The following is a 14,914-nucleotide window of genomic DNA, read 5'->3' on the forward strand; positions in this document are numbered from 1 at the left end:
GATATGGCAATGGATAAGTAAATATAAGCTTTGACCTAAACCTTCACAATGACTAAAATTTTGCTTTCTTGTCTCAGATTTTAAATCCCCGAACCCATTTCATTCCCCCTCTTTTACTATGCTTAGCCTGCTGTTGATACTGCCAGTTATTGGAGCTTTAGTTATTGGCTTTTTTCCGGGTAATATACAAGCCAAACAGCTGCGACAAATTACTGAACTGTTTGCTGTTTTGACCCTTGTTTGGTCATTACTAATACTGTTTAAATTTGACATAAATAATTCCCAGTTGCAATTCCAAGAATATCTTCCCTGGATTCCCCAACTTGGTTTGAACTATAGCCTTGGAGTTGATGGACTGTCCCTACCTCTGGTTATCCTCAACAGTTTATTAACTGGAGTTGCTATCTACAGCATTGGGCCAAATATAGATAGATCAAGACTTTACTATGCTCTCATTCTGCTGATTAACGCTGGCATTTCGGGAGCCTTACTATCGCAAAATCTGCTTTTATTTATCATTTTTTATGAATTGGAGTTAATTCCTTTCTACCTAATGATTGCCATTTGGGGCGGGGAAAAGCGGGGTTATGCCTCCATGAAGTTTTTACTCTACACTGCCTTTTCCGGCTTATTGGTTTTAGCGGCTTTTTTGGGCATCAGCTTACTCGGTGGCAGTTATTCCTTCGATTACAATCCCCAAGTTACCCAAACGTTTACCGATTCTGCCCAAACCATTCTGCTCATTCTAATCTTGCTGGGTTTTGGCATTAAAATTCCCCTTGTTCCCTTACATACTTGGTTACCCGATGCCTACACAGAAGCTTCCCCTGCCGTTGCCATCTTATTGGGGGGAATTCTGGCTAAATTGGGAGCCTACGGTATTATTCGTTTCGGTTTGCAGCTATTTCCCCAAACCTGGGCCCAATTTGCTCCGGTGCTAGCCATCATTGGTACAGTGACAGTGCTTTACGGTGCCCTCTCGGCGATCGCCCAGAAAGACATCAAACGCATGGTGGCCTATAGCTCCATTGGGCACATGGGTTACATTCTTGTCGCCGCCGCTGCTGGTACTGAATTGAGCGTTCTGGGAGCAGTGGCCCAAATGGTTAGCCATGGTTTAATCCTTGCCCTACTATTCCATCTAGTCGGCATCGTCGAACGCAAAGCTGGCACCAGAGATCTGAATGTGCTGAATGGCTTAATGAATCCCATACGAGGTTTGCCCCTCACCAGCGCTCTTCTCATCACCGGGGGCATGGCCAGTGCTGGTATTCCTGGTCTGGTGGGTTTTGCCGCGGAATTTATCGTTTTTCAGGGAAGTTTCACTACCTTTCCCATTCCCACCCTACTATGTATTTTGGCCTCGGGTTTGACAGCGGTCTATTTCGTCATTCTTCTAAACCGTACCTGTTTTGGCAAGCTCGATAATCAACGGGCGTATTATCCCAAAGTATTGGCTTCGGAAATGTTGCCGGCGTTGGTATTAACAGCCATCATTTTCTTCCTTGGCGTTCAACCCAACTACCTAGTACAGTGGACCCAAACCACCACCAACGAAATGATTGCCCAGATCCCCCATAGCAGCCCCGCCGTCGAACAACTAGCCCAGGGAGCTGTTACCTTGCCACAACCCTAGCACTGTCACCATTTTTTGCCGAAATTTTCCATTGTATTAGTACAGCTTATTTTTCCGGTGCATCTGAAATGACTACCCTGACCAAAAACACCATTCTGCCCCCCTCCACCCATGCCTTTGCTGACGTTATCCATCGCCTCGAAGCCGGTGGTTCAATGTTGCCAGATACCCCAGAAAACTTGATGCAGATTATTGGCATTTACAAAGCCTATGCTGTGCCCATGGACTTTTACTGGCGGGATCTGCTCTACATTGCCGAAAGAGTTTTTCTCAATCCCCTACGTTTCTTTAAATATTTTCTGCCCCAGGAATATTTAGATTTCCCCAACCACTATGCTGGAGAAACCGCTGATCTGAGAATTTGGCGGGGAGAAGCTTCTGCTCACCCTGAGTTGCTGGAGTTCATTGAAAAAGGCAATACCACTAAAATGCCTAAATTGTTCCACCACCTCTGGCATGACCGCATCAATATGGAGTTTGCTGAAGCCTGTATGCAAGCGATGCTCTGGCATGGCCGGGATATGGGAATGGGAAAATTTGATGCCTATTTGGATACGGAAGAATATAAAGCCAATGCCGACAAAGCCATTCGTGCCTATTTCAAAGGTAATCCTCCCATGTTGGCTTTGTATAAACTTTTCCCCGATTTGTTTTTAGAACAGGTAAAAGAACTTTCTTATTATTCTAATCTAGGTCTTTTTTGGGAAGTAATGGCTCCGGTATTTTTTGAAATGTCGGACATTTATGATGAAGGGGGATTTAAGGGGGTTCCCGATGCCATGAATTTCCTTGTTAATGGTATTTTTGCCATTGCCGGTCGACCTATTTATCACCATGTATACATTGGTGACGAGTGTTTTGAAATTATTCCTAAATCCAAGGGTTTTACTTGGCTTTATGAAGCGGCACTGCCCTATGTGGAAGCGGTCTTTTATCGCACGGCCCCCTTCCGAGGCACTAAGTCCTACAATGCCCAAGCCAAACAGGTGCCAGAAGAACAAAAAGATTTTCACTACGGTATTTTGTATGCCGATGTTTTTCCTGTGGGCACTGCGGGAATTCCCCCCACGCTGTTAATGGATGATATGTTGCACTTTTTGCCGCCCTATTTAATCGAGTATTATCAAAAACATTGCCGGGGAGAAGACGATATGTTGGTACAATTAGGCATAACTTTTCAACGGTCAATGTATAACGTTACTTCGGCGGTTATCCAAGCTCTACGAACAGCATTGCTATATCCACTGGATGATCCAAACCCAAGACATTTAGCTAAAAATCGTCAATTTTTTGAGGCGCAAATGGATCGTTTTCTCCGTCCTGAAGCCCGCTTAAAAGATATTCAAACTGATCGTTATCGTTAAAAAGTTTTATAGTTGATTTCAACTGATTTGCCAAAAATCCCCAATAAACTTCTCAATCTCCATGCCTAATATTGTTGAAATTGCAGTGGCCAACGATCAATTTTCCACCCTAGTAACGGCGGTCACTGCGGCCGGTTTGGTTGACGTACTGCAAAGTCCTGGTCCTTTTACTGTGTTTGCTCCCACCGATGCTGCCTTTGCCAAACTGCCCCCCGGCACCATCACTACTTTGGTGCAAAACATTCCCCAATTGGCTCGCATTTTGACTTACCACGTGGTCCCTGGGAAGTTTACCCAAGCCGATTTAAGTCATTTATCAAGCATTGACTCAGTGGAAGGCTCTCCCATCACCATCGATTGTACAGAGGCGTTTGAAGTAAAAAATGCGACGGTGATTATGGCTGACATTGAAGCGGATAACGGCATCATCCACGTGATTGATAATGTAATCCTGATGGGCTGAAACTTTAGCTTTGGCGGGTTAACCCCAGCTTGGGGGGAAAATAACCGAGCTTCCAACTGCGGAGCCAATGGACTAGGATGGAAAATAGTAATCCCAACGGTGATGCTGTTGGTAGGAGCCGTCTGTGAACAATTTTTCCCCCAAATTTGTTACCGTCAACCAGTCGGGATTGGGCTGTGGACTTACCCTTTTGGCCGTGGCCCTGCTTCTCAGTGCCGTTGGTCTGAAATGGGTTGTTAACGGTATCGCCCTATTGATTTTGCTCCTATTTCTGGCTCCGACGGTGGGCTTTTTGGTTTTCCGCTGGTGGATAAAAAGTAAACTGGTGGAGGGAGACTGTCCGGTGTGCCAGTACCATTTCACCGGTTTTGATGCCCAGCAATGTCGATGCCCTAGTTGTGGGGAAGTGCTGGAGGTGGGCAATGGTCAATTCACTCGTCCCACTCCCCCAGGTACCATTGATGTGGAAGCAGTAGATGTATCGACCAAAGCCCTGGATGAGTCTTGATGATTGACTGCTAACTAATTATATTTTCAGTAATTCTGAACCAAGCTTTTCACTGTCTTTCTTGGAGCCAATGGACGATCGCCGGGGGCAGATCCCTCTGCACCTTGCCACTAACATACATACCAATGTGTCCCACCGGAAAGGATTGCACAGTGTAGTCACTGTTTTCCGGCAAATAGTCCCCCAGGGCGAGGGAAGAAGCCGGGGCCACTAGGTGATCCTTTTCTGCATATAGGTTCAAAATGGGCATGGTCAAATTATGCAAATCCACCCGGCGATCGCCAATCATTACTTCCCCTTTGATCAGCTTATTTTGTTGATAAAAATCCTTGAGAAATTGACGGTAGGTTTCTCCCGCTTGGTCAGGACTGTCAAAAATCCATTTTTCCATGCGTAAAAAGTTTAATAGTTTCGCTTCATCCTCCATAATATCCGGCACATCAAGATATTTCTGATAGCCTAATTGGAGGGGTTTAAGCATGAGAAATTCTAGGTTAAGGTAATCTCCCGGAATGTTGCCCATGGCATCTACCATTAGGTCAATGTCCACTGCTTCAGCTCCCAAAGTACAGCCGCCCCTGGCATTTAATAAAGTGCTTGGCTGTTCAAAGTCCACCGGAGCCACCATCACCACCAAATTTTTAACTTTCTCAGGAAAAAGGGAGGCATAGCACAGACTAAATGTGCCCCCCTGACAAACCCCTAACAACGTAATTTTTTCTTGCTGAGAGCGTTGACAAATAACATCCACACAGGTGTTCAAATATCCAGATAAATAATCTTCTAGGGTTAACCAACGATCGCCCCGGGAAGGATAGCCCCAATCGATTAAATACACGTCCAAACCCAGTTTAAGTAGGTTAGCTACCAGGGATCGTCCTTCCTGCAAGTCCACCATGTAGGGACGGTTAACCAGAGCATAAACGATTAATACAGGAATGGGCAGAGGACTTTCCACCACTGGTTGAAAACGGTAAAGAACCATTTTGTCTTCTTGGTAAACCGCTTCTTTGGGGGTAAAACCCACCTGAATATCTTCTTCGTTCAAACCTTGTAAATGTTCTAAACCGGAGAGAATTTTTTCTGTGAAACTGAGTGTTTCATGGAGATTTTCCTCTAATCCCATCTGAGCAAGAAAAGGCAACATAATTTTTAACCAATGAACGATAAAAAATAGTAAAAACATTGATGGTTAATTAACTACCCATCGGCGCCGAACAAAAATGTCCAGAACGCAAAAGCTTGAAGTATGGTGCGACTCAGTTAAGCTGAGTAATTTTCAACCTGGATTTGTTTCCGTTTCCCCTAAACGCTTTTTCAAACTTTTAACTTCTTTACGCAGTTGGTAAATAGTTTGGTGAATCTCGTCCACCTCGGAACGGGTCGGTAAATTAAACGTTTTTAACCAAGCTTCGAGGATGCTCTGCTGTTGGATGCGATAACGGTTCAGGGCATTAATAAATTTGCCCCGTATTTTGAGATTTTTTTCCTCACAAAAAGCTGCTTCAAAAACCTGATCAGCGGCGATCGCCCACCGTTGCTGGAATTCTTTCCAGGTTTTAACGGGTTTATCTTCCTTGGCCTGGGCCAATAAATCCTCCATCAGCGCAGCAAAACCTCGGTATTGAATATCCGCTTCCAGCAACTGATAGTCCGCCATGGCCTGGGATAACTTAACCCAATCATCAAAAGCCCCCAATAATTTGCCATTCATTTCCCGACTGGGGCCCAACAACGGCGATCGCATAAAACTGCCCAAATTTTTGCTGTAGAGGGCGTCACCATAAAGATTATTCAAATCCAACCAGGCATAAACATCCCCAGTGGGCAATTTACCCAGGGGAGCTATACTACTTTGCCAGGTGGAGAGCCACAGTTGAGAAAACTTTTGTACCTCTTTAAGGTAGTATTGCCATAAACCATCCAGGTCCCCCTGCAAAGTTTGGGTTCCACTGGCATATTGCTGAATTTGGGTTTGCAACTGTTCTAGATAGCCCTGGAGATCTGCTTGCCCGGAACCATTGGCGGTCAGCTTAGGCCAAATACTCTGCCAGGCTTGGAAGGAAAGCTTTAGCATTTCCCCATAGAATTGCTGAGACTGCTGGAACTGTTGGGGTAAGGACTCAAAGGTCTGATTTGGACTAGCCATTGCCCCCCCCTGAGCCATAAGGTCAAACCAATTTTTCCAAGCCTGACTGCTGGACTCTAACCAAAATTGACTAAAGGGAGTCATAAGTTCTGTCCAGGTTTTACTTGTTGATTCCATGGTCAAAATCCACCTTACTACTGGCCGCTACCTGAATTATGGCTTAGCTTTTTGAGGTGGTAACCATATGGCCTAGAAAGTTTGTCATAGCTAGCAGAAATTAAGTCATTTGCTTGTAAACCAGGATCAACAGGCGATAAAACAGGACGTTAAGCTGTACCAAAGGTAAGCTATAGGTAATGGGCTCACATTAAGGGTCATAAGTTTATAGGTCAATTATGTTAGCAAGGGTTTGGAGTGCCTCTCTGTTCGGCATTGATGCCATTAAGGTTGGGGTGGAAGTAGATGTGTCCGGTGGGTTACCGGCGATCGCCGTGGTGGGATTGCCAGATACGGCGGTGCAAGAATCCCGGGAACGGGTCAAGGCGGCGTTAAAAAATGCCGGCTTTGCTTTTCCCGTACGACGTATTGTCATTAACCTTACCCCCGCAGATTTACGTAAAGAAGGCCCCAGCTTTGACTTACCGATTAGCATTGGTATTCTGGCAGCATCGGAACAGGTGGACGCCCAACTCTTGGGAGATTATCTGTTTTTAGGGGAAATGTCCTTGGATGGCAGTTTGCGGGCGATCGCCGGAGTTCTTCCCATTGCGGCCACCGCTCAAAAAATGGGTTTAGCAGGCATGGTGGTCCCTTCGGGCAATGCCTTGGAAGCTTCGGTGGTGCAGGATCTAAAAGTCTATGGCTTTGACCACATCAAAGACGTGGTGGATTTTCTTAGTGCGCCGGAAAAATTTACCCCAGTCAATACCCAGAACGCTCAGCAACAGTTTAATAACCCTTTGCCCTGCTTGGATTTAAAAGATGTTAAAGGTCAGTCCCATGGCCGTCGAGCGCTGGAAATAGCAGCCGCAGGGGGCCATAACCTCATTTTTGTCGGTCCACCGGGCAGTGGTAAAACTATGTTGGCTCGTCGTTTACCGGGAATTTTGCCGCCGTTGCAGTTTGATGAAGCGTTGGAAGTGTCCCAAATCCATTCCGTGGCGGGTTTACTCAAAGAAAGAGGTCAGTTAATCCGCCAAAGGCCTTTTCGCAGTCCCCATCATTCCGCCTCTGGCCCTTCCTTGGTGGGGGGAGGCAGTTTTCCCAGGCCGGGGGAAATTTCCTTAGCCCATCGGGGAGTTCTGTTTTTAGACGAGTTGACGGAATTTAAACGCAATGTGTTGGAATTTTTGCGGCAACCTTTGGAGGACGGACAAGTAACCATTTCCCGCACTAGGCAAACCATCATGTTCCCAGCACAATTTACCCTCATTGCCAGCACCAATCCCTGTCCCTGTGGTTATTTTGGTGATCCAATTCAGCCCTGTTCCTGTTCTCCCCGGCAACGGGAGATGTATTGGTCAAAGCTTTCCGGACCACTAATGGACCGCATTGATCTACAGGTGGCGGTAAACCGTCTTAAGCCAGAGGAAATGACTAGGCAAAGCCAGGGGGAAGAGTCCCAGAAGGTACGGGAGCGGGTGGCCAAAGCTAGAGCCATGGCGATCGCCAGATTTGGCCAAGGGAAGAAAATTAGTTGCAATGCAGAAATGCAAGCGGGACAATTACGCCAATTCTGCCAATTAGATGAACACTGCCGTCAGTTGCTGGAAGGAGCAATTAAAAAACTGGGACTTTCCGCCCGGGCCATGGACCGCATTTTGAAAGTGTCCCGTACCATCGCCGATCTAGGTCAATCAGAAAGTATCCAAGCCTCCCATCTGGCGGAAGCCATTCAATACCGCACTTTGGATAGATTCACCTAAGACTTTGATTCACAGCCAATCAATGCGGACGGGGAGACTCGAACTCCCACGCCAAAGACACTAGAACCTAAATCTAGCGCGTCTACCAATTCCGCCACGTCCGCGTCCAGCCAATCATCCTATCATGATTCTTCTGATTTTTCTCCGCTATGGATAAGAATGGGATGTGACAATACTTGAATGCTTTCCCCCCCTGCTACCCCATCAATGAATTTAATTGCAGGATCTTGGAGCAAAAGTTTCCCAAGAACTTTGGTTAAAATAAGGTCTAGCTAGGGCCTTGATAGTACTCATGGGTAATGTAAGGGGGTTTTTCCACTGTGCCGATCGCTGGCCCTACCTGCACTTCCATCCCTTCATCAACCAATTTAGTTTTGAGATAGCCCAACCCCGTTGAAGCCTCAACACTAGTCAAAATCCCTACCTTTTGTCCCCCTAGGGTAATGATGGTTCCCACTGGCACCGGGCGATCGAGGGCAATGCGCCACAATCGTTGTTTAACGCCTTGGTAAGTGTTAAGACGGGCAATGGTTTCCTGGCCAATGTAACAGCCCTTGGTGAAGGAAATAGCCCGCCATAGTCCAGCTTCGAGGGGATTATATTCTTCTGTCAGTTCTTTCCCTGCTTGGGGTCGGCCTTGGTGGATACGTAGACTCTCCCATTGGGTTGGGGTGATAACGGGTAAATCCCCCCAAAGTTTGCTAACCACCTCTCCGTGGGTTGTCGGAAAAATAACCGTATAGCCAGGTAAATCTAATCCTGTTTGAGCTGAAATAAGTAATTCAATTCCCTCCACTGATTGGACGTGCCATTGATTGCCTAGGGGCAATGGCCAATCTGAATAAACTTCTCTAGCTTTATTCCCCACCAAAACCACGGCCTGATGACTAGTGGATAAATCTTTGAGCTCAACTTTGTCGAAGGGAAAAATAAATCGGTCCATCCACTGCCAGAGGAAATCTTTCTGGTCTATTCCCACCTGAATCCAAAGATCGTCGGGGCGTACATAAACGGTGGCTAACTCCAGAGCTCGGCCAGTGGAGTTGACGAAAACTGTCTCTAGCCATTCCCCTGTGGCCCTAGTTTCCACTGCATTGGTGGTCTGATTGTGCAAAAAGCGACAGCGGTCTTCCCCGTGTAAAGCGATTAAACCAAAGTCGAGCACAGAATAAAGCCAAGTTTGTTCGAGGTCAAGGGGATGGGCCATGGGCATTTATAAAAGTAAAAACTTAATCGTTAGTATTCTAGATCGCTGTTGTATTTTTTGCCCATTGATGGGAGATCAAAAAAAGGTGTGAAATTAACCAATTAATCATTGAAACTCTAGTAGTCTTTATGGACTGGTTTGGAAAATGAACGTTACTAAATCCCCTTTGCCTAAAGAAAGGCGATCGCCAGGGCGGAGTAAATGGCGGTTACCAGGGGGAAGAGCACTGTGGTTTACGTAGGTACCATTGGCGCTGCCCGCATCCTCCAGGAAATAATTTTCCCCTTCCACACGGATATCCGCATGGACCCTGGATACCACATCGGAATTGGCAAAACCAGAGACGTCAATGTCCGGTGGCACCTTATCGTTGGGTTTACCCAGATGGATCACCGTCAGGCCCGTGGGAATTACCAAAGTGGTTTGGGTTTGCACATGGACAAGGAAAGCTCCCTGGGATTGCAGTTGGGTTCCCATCGGTGGGGGAGCAGGGGAAGGGGAGGGAATAGCGGGAATTGGTTCGTTATTTTCTGGCGCTGTGGCGATGGGAGGGGGGAGTGCTTCCTCGTCGGGGGCACTAGTGGCCAACTGTTGGGGATCAATGGTCTGTCCACAATTGCCGCAAAAGGTGGCATCACTTTGCACAGGACTACCGCAATGGGGACAGGGCATGGAGGTGGGTAAGGGAGTAAAGCAAGCTTCACATTGGATAGCCCCTTCCGGGTTGATGTGATTACAGGTGGGACAGACAGCCATAGGTAACGAGGGATTAATGTTAGAAGCCAAAATATGGCAGGATTCTCCCCAATTCTAATGAAAAAGTTGAGGTTCCCCATCAATCCCAGGGCTAGATTTAAGACGATTCACCCCTATGCAAACTGTCCCTTGGGGGGAAGACTGTCGGGGAAAGCAAAATGCTAAGGTAAAGGGCGATCCTAAGGTGAAATTCTAAATTTGTTTTGATGAGTGACGACGCCCCCCACCCTGAATGGCAATTGGCTCCCCAGGAAAACTTTGTCCGATTATCTTTGATCCTCCCGACGGTAACAGCGTCCGTTGACTCCCCCACCTTGGTGTTTTCCCATCAACAATTGCAACAAAGTTTGGCCAATTATCTCCGTATTATGGCGGGACGATGGGGGGATAAAACCCTAGTGCGATTGGCCCTCAACAACCAATTGTTAGATACTAGGCAACTCCAGGCGATCGCCACTGGGCTAAAAGAGCAAAACTTGACCCTGCAATGGGTGGAAACCAACCGTCGTCAAACCGCCGTAGCCGCCGCTAGTGCCGGATTTTCCGTCGACCAAACCCTGGTGGAAAAACCCCTAGTGGATCCCTCCGAGCCCCCACCATCCCCCAAACCTCTGGTGGTGCGCCATACCCTCCGCTCCGGGGGGGAAATTCGCCATGGGGGAGATGTGGTAATCATTGGCGATGTCAATCCAGGCAGTAGCATTGTCGCGGACGGTGATATTCTCATTTGGGGCTGTTTACGGGGTGTTGCCCATGCTGGCGCTAAGGGCAATGATCAGGCTGTTATTATGATTCTGCGCTTGGCTGCCTGTCAGATCCGCATTGGCGATCGCCTAGCGAGGGTGGGGGCCGATGCCGTTGATCGTCGGGAGCCCGAAATCGCTTATATTACTTCAGAAGGTATCCGTCTGACCCCGGTGCGTCAGTTTCAGCGTTCTGCTCTGTCATAAAACTTTGCGCCTTTGCCAACTGAACATTAACTAACAGTTTCCAGTCCAAGTTATTACCGCACGTTATCAGCCAACTATGAATCGGATTATTGTTGTCACTTCGGGCAAAGGTGGAGTCGGAAAAACCACCACCACCGCCAATTTGGGAGCGGCCCTAGCTCGATTGGGGAAAAAAGTTGTCCTGATTGATGCGGATTTTGGTTTACGTAACCTGGATCTACTGTTGGGCTTAGAACAACGTATTGTTTACACCGCTATCGACGTTTTAGCCGACGAATGCACCATCGATAAAGCTCTGGTAAAGGATAAACGCTTGCCTAATTTGGTACTCCTTCCTGCCGCTCAAAATCGCTCCAAAGATGCCATTAATGCCGAACAAATGCAGTCTTTGGTGGGACAACTCAAAGATAAGTTTGATTACATTATCATTGACTGTCCTGCTGGCATCGAAGCAGGTTTTCGCAATGCGGTGGCTCCGGCCCAGGAGGCGATCATTGTCACCACTCCGGAAATGTCAGCGGTACGGGATGCAGACCGGGTAATTGGTCTTTTGGAAGCAGAAGACATTGGCAAAATTAGCTTGATTGTTAACCGCCTACGGCCAGAAATGGTACAACTCAATCAAATGATTAGTGTGGAAGATATTTTGGACCTTTTAGCGGTGCCCTTAATCGGTATCTTGCCAGACGATCAAAAAATCATTATTTCCACCAATAAAGGGGAGCCTTTAGTAATGGAAGAAAAGTTATCGGTGCCGGGGCTCGCATTTCAAAATATTGCCCGGCGGCTGGAAGGGCAAGATATACCTTTTTTGGATTTTATGGCCGCCCACAATACTTTACTCAACCGTATCCGCCGTCGTCTCTTGGGGGGTTAATGCCGTCGATTTTCCCTTTTTCCGTTATGACCTAACAGCCAGTGAGCGAAAACCAGCATGATTTTGGAATTGATTGAAAGGCTCTTTAGCCGGAGTGGCAAAAATAGCGGCGAAGATGCCCGTCGGAGGCTAAAGTTGGTCATTGCCAATGATCGCTCAGGACTCAGTCCGGAAATGATGGAAGAAATGCGGCGGGAAATTGTGGAGGTGGTCAGCCGCTATGTGGAAATTGACCCTAGGGAGATGGAATTTTCCCTGGAAAGTGATCAGCGCATGACGGCGTTAATTGCTAATTTGCCCGTGCGTCGGGTTAAAAGAACCAGGGCAAAATCCCAACCAGAAGCGCAAGAAGGTTAGGGGTTAATCTTGGTTAATATCGATTTCTTGACGGTCTTTACCAATTTATCTGTTGTAACCCAAGCATTAATCCTAGGTACGGCCCATTGTTTACTGGGACTCACCGCCACGGCGATCGCCTATGGTAAGGGCTATAGTTTAAGTCGTTGGCTGGCGATCGGTTTGATTGGCGGTACACCGGCCTTGGTAGCAGCCATCTTGCTCAAGACTAAGGAAGATTCAGACAGCCAGTGAATGGTTTGGGGATGTCAAAATGGTTATTTATGGCTGTTTCGCAGTTTTATGGTCAATCAAAGTAAGATTAAGACTACCAAGGTCTTTACCAAAGAAGCTTTTAGCCCTGGTTAGTGTCTTACCCTCAATTAAATCAACTATAAGACTAATGGCTGAAGTGGGATCCCCCTTGTTTTGGTTTATGGTCTGGTTGACTGACAAAATAGGCGATCGCCCTTTCCATGTCCGCTAGCAAAATATCGGCCATATCCCGACTAAAACCCTCTTTGACCACAATCCTTTGCACTACTAAATCATCACGGTTTTTGGGCATGGGATAGGCAGGCGCCAACCAACCCCGTTCCCGCAATTTGTCGGCCATGTCGTAGAGGGTGTAACAACTATGGGCCAACACGTCATCCTTCAATTTCCAGGCGAAAACCGGAATGTCGCCGCCATCGGTGAGCAGTTCAAAGGGCCCCAATTGGGCGATTTTGCTGGATAAGTATAGAGCCGTATCTCGACAGGCCTGCTGAATTTTACGATAACCTTCTTTGCCTAAACGGAGAAAGTTGTAATACTGGGCCACTACCTGATTGCCAGGACGGGAAAAGTTGAGGGCAAAATTGGGCAAATCTCCCCCCAAATAGCTGCAATGGAAAATCAATTCCTCTGGTAATTCTTCCTTATCCCGCCAGATAATCCAGCCCACCCCTGGATAAACTAAACCGTACTTATGTCCAGAAGTATTGATGGATTTCACCCAGGGTAAACGAAAATCCCAGCGTAAATCTGGGTCTAGAAAGGGCGCAATGAAACCGCCACTGGCGGCATCCACATGCAGGGGCACCTGCCAGCCTGTTCTCTCATTTAATATTTCTAGGGCATCGTTAAGCGCTTCAATGGGTTCGTAACTGCCGTCAAAGGTGCTACCTAAAATGCCAATTACACCAATGGTATTTTCGTCGATTAATTTAACTGCCTCGTCAGGACTAATATGGTACCGATCGCCTTCCATGGGCACAAAGCGGGGTTCGACTTCCCAATAACGGCAAAACTTTTCCCAACAAACCTGGACATTAATACCCATAACCAGATTAGGGCGATCGCCTGATTTTCCCTCGATCTGTCGACGTTTTCGCCATTTCCACTTCATGGCCATGCCCCCCAACATCGCCGCTTCACTGGAGCCAATGGTGGAACAGCCAGTAGCCTCAGCATTTTCCGGGGCATTCCAAAGTCGGGACAAAATATTGACGCACCGCAACTCAATTTCTGCCGTTTGGGGATACTCATCCTTATCGATCATATTTTTATCGAAGGTATCCGCCATCAGTTGCCGGGCTTCCGGCTCCATCCAAGTGGTAACGAAAGTGGCTAAGTTCAAACGGGAATTGCCATCTAGGCCCAGTTCATCGTGGATCAGGTTATAGGCGATCGCCGGCAGCATTTCCGTTTCCGGCATTTCGTACTTGCTCACGGGGTTGACCAATCCCCGGGCCGCATAGGTGGGGGTCAGTAGGCTTTCTAATGGGCTGAGTTGGTTGAGGTCAATTTTTTTATGCACCATGGCAACACGGGGAATAACAGGTTAAGACTCCCTTCAGGTTAACTTGCTGGCCAAAGACCCATACAGATTTGATTGGCGATCGACCAGATAATTAGTTTGTTCTGGATGGAGGGAAACATAATCTGCAGAGACACAATCGGCAATGAGTAAACTTTCTTCGTTACGGGGATGGAGCAAAAGGTCACCGTGGGGCCCGGCAATGACACTGTTACCCAAATATTCCCCCACCAATACCATTTCCCCTTGGGCATTGAGCCTGGTTTCGCCCCCAGCCCGATTGCAATAGGCAACAAAAATGTGGTTTTCCAAAGCCCGCACGGGAATGACGTTCTGGGACACATCGGGATAGGGAATTTTTGTCCTTTCCCCAGTGGATAACAAGGTCCAAATATCCGCCGCTGTGGGGATAATCACCAATTTTGCTCCCCTCAGGGCAAGAATACGGGTCAATTCGGCAAATTCTGCTTCATAACAGTTCAATAAACCAATGGGAAAACCATTAACTTGATGGACCGTAAAAGCTTTGCCCTCTTCTTTATGGCGATGACCCCGGGAGTAAATTTTGCTTTCGTCGGGGCCCCAGAGATGGGTTTTGCGATAGGTTTTGAGTAATTCTCCCTGGTCATCGAACAGGTTAATGCTGTCGTAATAATGGGTTTCCCCATCAATTATCGCCTTTTCGGGGTAGGGACAAATGATGGCCATCTGATATTTTTGCGCCAGTTGCCCCACTTGGGCCATGGTCTCACCATCCCTGGCGATCGCCAATTGATGGACTTCTTGGGGAGAAAGGGCGTAACCAGTTAGATAAAGTTCGGCAAAACTAATTAGCTGGGCACCAAAACCGTTGGCTCCCTGGATGGCCTCTTCCATTTTTGCCAGGTAATAGGCGATGGCCTCAGCATTACCAATGGGGCCCCCTTGGTTTTGGTAAATAGCGAGCCTGACTCCGGTGCCGGGAGCGGGCGGTTGGGGGTGAATGCGAGTGAGGTAAAGCAT

Annotated in this window: 15 protein-coding genes and 1 tRNA gene; 9 read left to right on the plus strand and 7 right to left on the minus strand. The window is 47.4% G+C overall.

The window, feature by feature from the left end; genetic code table 11:
• Positions 1 to 118 precede the first annotated feature (118 nt).
• From D082_RS12965 to D082_RS12980, 4 genes are all read left to right on the plus strand, one after another.
• On the plus strand, positions 119 to 1,636 hold the full coding sequence (locus D082_RS12965) for an NADH-quinone oxidoreductase subunit M (RefSeq protein WP_028947237.1): 1,518 nt from the start codon (positions 119 to 121) through the stop codon (positions 1,634 to 1,636).
• A 68-nt stretch (positions 1,637 to 1,704) separates the two neighbouring features.
• Positions 1,705 to 3,000: a CO2 hydration protein gene (locus D082_RS12970; protein WP_028947236.1), complete on the plus strand. Its 1,296-nt coding sequence runs from the start codon at positions 1,705 to 1,707 to the stop codon at positions 2,998 to 3,000.
• Positions 3,001 to 3,061: 61 nt separating this feature from the next.
• A complete protein-coding gene (locus D082_RS12975; RefSeq protein WP_028947235.1) occupies positions 3,062 to 3,463 on the plus strand; it encodes a fasciclin domain-containing protein in 402 nt (133 codons plus the stop codon).
• A 124-nt stretch (positions 3,464 to 3,587) separates the two neighbouring features.
• Positions 3,588 to 3,971: a hypothetical protein gene (locus tag D082_RS12980; protein ID WP_028947234.1), complete on the plus strand. Its 384-nt coding sequence runs from the start codon at positions 3,588 to 3,590 to the stop codon at positions 3,969 to 3,971.
• 49 nt (positions 3,972 to 4,020) lie between these two features.
• On the opposite strand, the gene D082_RS12985 is transcribed toward D082_RS12980, so the two are convergent.
• Together D082_RS12985 and phaE are read right to left on the minus strand one after the other, a co-directional pair.
• Positions 4,021 to 5,157 (minus strand): class III poly(R)-hydroxyalkanoic acid synthase subunit PhaC, encoded by a 1,137-nt coding sequence (locus D082_RS12985; RefSeq protein WP_081857663.1) that lies wholly within the window; start codon positions 5,155 to 5,157, stop codon positions 4,021 to 4,023.
• A 93-nt stretch (positions 5,158 to 5,250) separates the two neighbouring features.
• Positions 5,251 to 6,237, minus strand: coding sequence for a class III poly(R)-hydroxyalkanoic acid synthase subunit PhaE (gene phaE, locus D082_RS12990; protein WP_028947232.1), 987 nt, complete (start codon positions 6,235 to 6,237; stop codon positions 5,251 to 5,253).
• Between the two features lie 218 nt (positions 6,238 to 6,455).
• Here phaE and D082_RS12995 point away from each other — a divergent pair, with 218 nt between their 5' ends.
• The gene (locus tag D082_RS12995; RefSeq protein WP_028947231.1) at positions 6,456 to 7,985 is read left to right on the plus strand and encodes a YifB family Mg chelatase-like AAA ATPase; all 1,530 of its coding nucleotides are present in this window, start codon (positions 6,456 to 6,458) and stop codon (positions 7,983 to 7,985) included.
• Positions 7,986 to 8,008: 23 nt separating this feature from the next.
• Here D082_RS12995 and D082_RS13000 read toward each other — a convergent pair.
• From D082_RS13000 to D082_RS13010, 3 genes are all read right to left on the minus strand, one after another.
• Positions 8,009 to 8,089 (minus strand) — tRNA-Leu (locus D082_RS13000).
• Between the two features lie 164 nt (positions 8,090 to 8,253).
• Complete coding sequence (locus tag D082_RS13005; RefSeq protein WP_028947230.1) at positions 8,254 to 9,192, minus strand: folate-binding protein YgfZ; 939 nt, start codon at positions 9,190 to 9,192, stop codon at positions 8,254 to 8,256.
• A 126-nt stretch (positions 9,193 to 9,318) separates the two neighbouring features.
• Positions 9,319 to 9,948, minus strand: a complete 630-nt coding sequence (locus tag D082_RS13010) for an FHA domain-containing protein (protein ID WP_028947229.1) — start codon at positions 9,946 to 9,948, stop codon at positions 9,319 to 9,321.
• A 206-nt stretch (positions 9,949 to 10,154) separates the two neighbouring features.
• On the opposite strand from D082_RS13010, the gene minC reads away from it, so the two are divergent.
• The 4 genes from minC to D082_RS13030 all read left to right on the plus strand — a co-directional run bounded on the left by minC (position 10,155) and on the right by D082_RS13030 (position 12,366).
• Positions 10,155 to 10,898 carry a septum site-determining protein MinC gene (gene minC, locus D082_RS13015; RefSeq protein WP_028947228.1) on the plus strand — a complete coding sequence of 248 codons (744 nt, stop codon included), beginning with the start codon at positions 10,155 to 10,157 and terminating at the stop codon, positions 10,896 to 10,898.
• Positions 10,899 to 10,974: 76 nt separating this feature from the next.
• Complete coding sequence (gene minD, locus D082_RS13020) at positions 10,975 to 11,775, plus strand: septum site-determining protein MinD (RefSeq protein ID WP_028947227.1); 801 nt, start codon at positions 10,975 to 10,977, stop codon at positions 11,773 to 11,775.
• Positions 11,776 to 11,832: 57 nt separating this feature from the next.
• Positions 11,833 to 12,132, plus strand: a complete 300-nt coding sequence (gene minE, locus D082_RS13025; RefSeq protein ID WP_028947226.1) for a cell division topological specificity factor MinE — start codon at positions 11,833 to 11,835, stop codon at positions 12,130 to 12,132.
• 9 nt (positions 12,133 to 12,141) lie between these two features.
• Entirely contained in the window at positions 12,142 to 12,366 is a 225-nt protein-coding gene (locus D082_RS13030) for a hypothetical protein (protein ID WP_038530943.1), read from the plus strand.
• Between the two features lie 145 nt (positions 12,367 to 12,511).
• Here the strand turns inward: D082_RS13030 and D082_RS13035 are convergent, their stop codons facing one another.
• A complete protein-coding gene (locus D082_RS13035; protein ID WP_028947225.1) occupies positions 12,512 to 13,915 on the minus strand; it encodes a glutamate decarboxylase in 1,404 nt (467 codons plus the stop codon).
• Between the two features lie 33 nt (positions 13,916 to 13,948).
• Positions 13,949 to 14,914, minus strand: coding sequence for a carbon-nitrogen hydrolase family protein (locus D082_RS13040; RefSeq protein ID WP_028947224.1), 966 nt, complete (start codon positions 14,912 to 14,914; stop codon positions 13,949 to 13,951).

It is taken from the genome of Synechocystis sp. PCC 6714 (genome assembly GCF_000478825.2).
Taxonomy (GTDB): domain Bacteria; phylum Cyanobacteriota; class Cyanobacteriia; order Cyanobacteriales; family Microcystaceae; genus Synechocystis.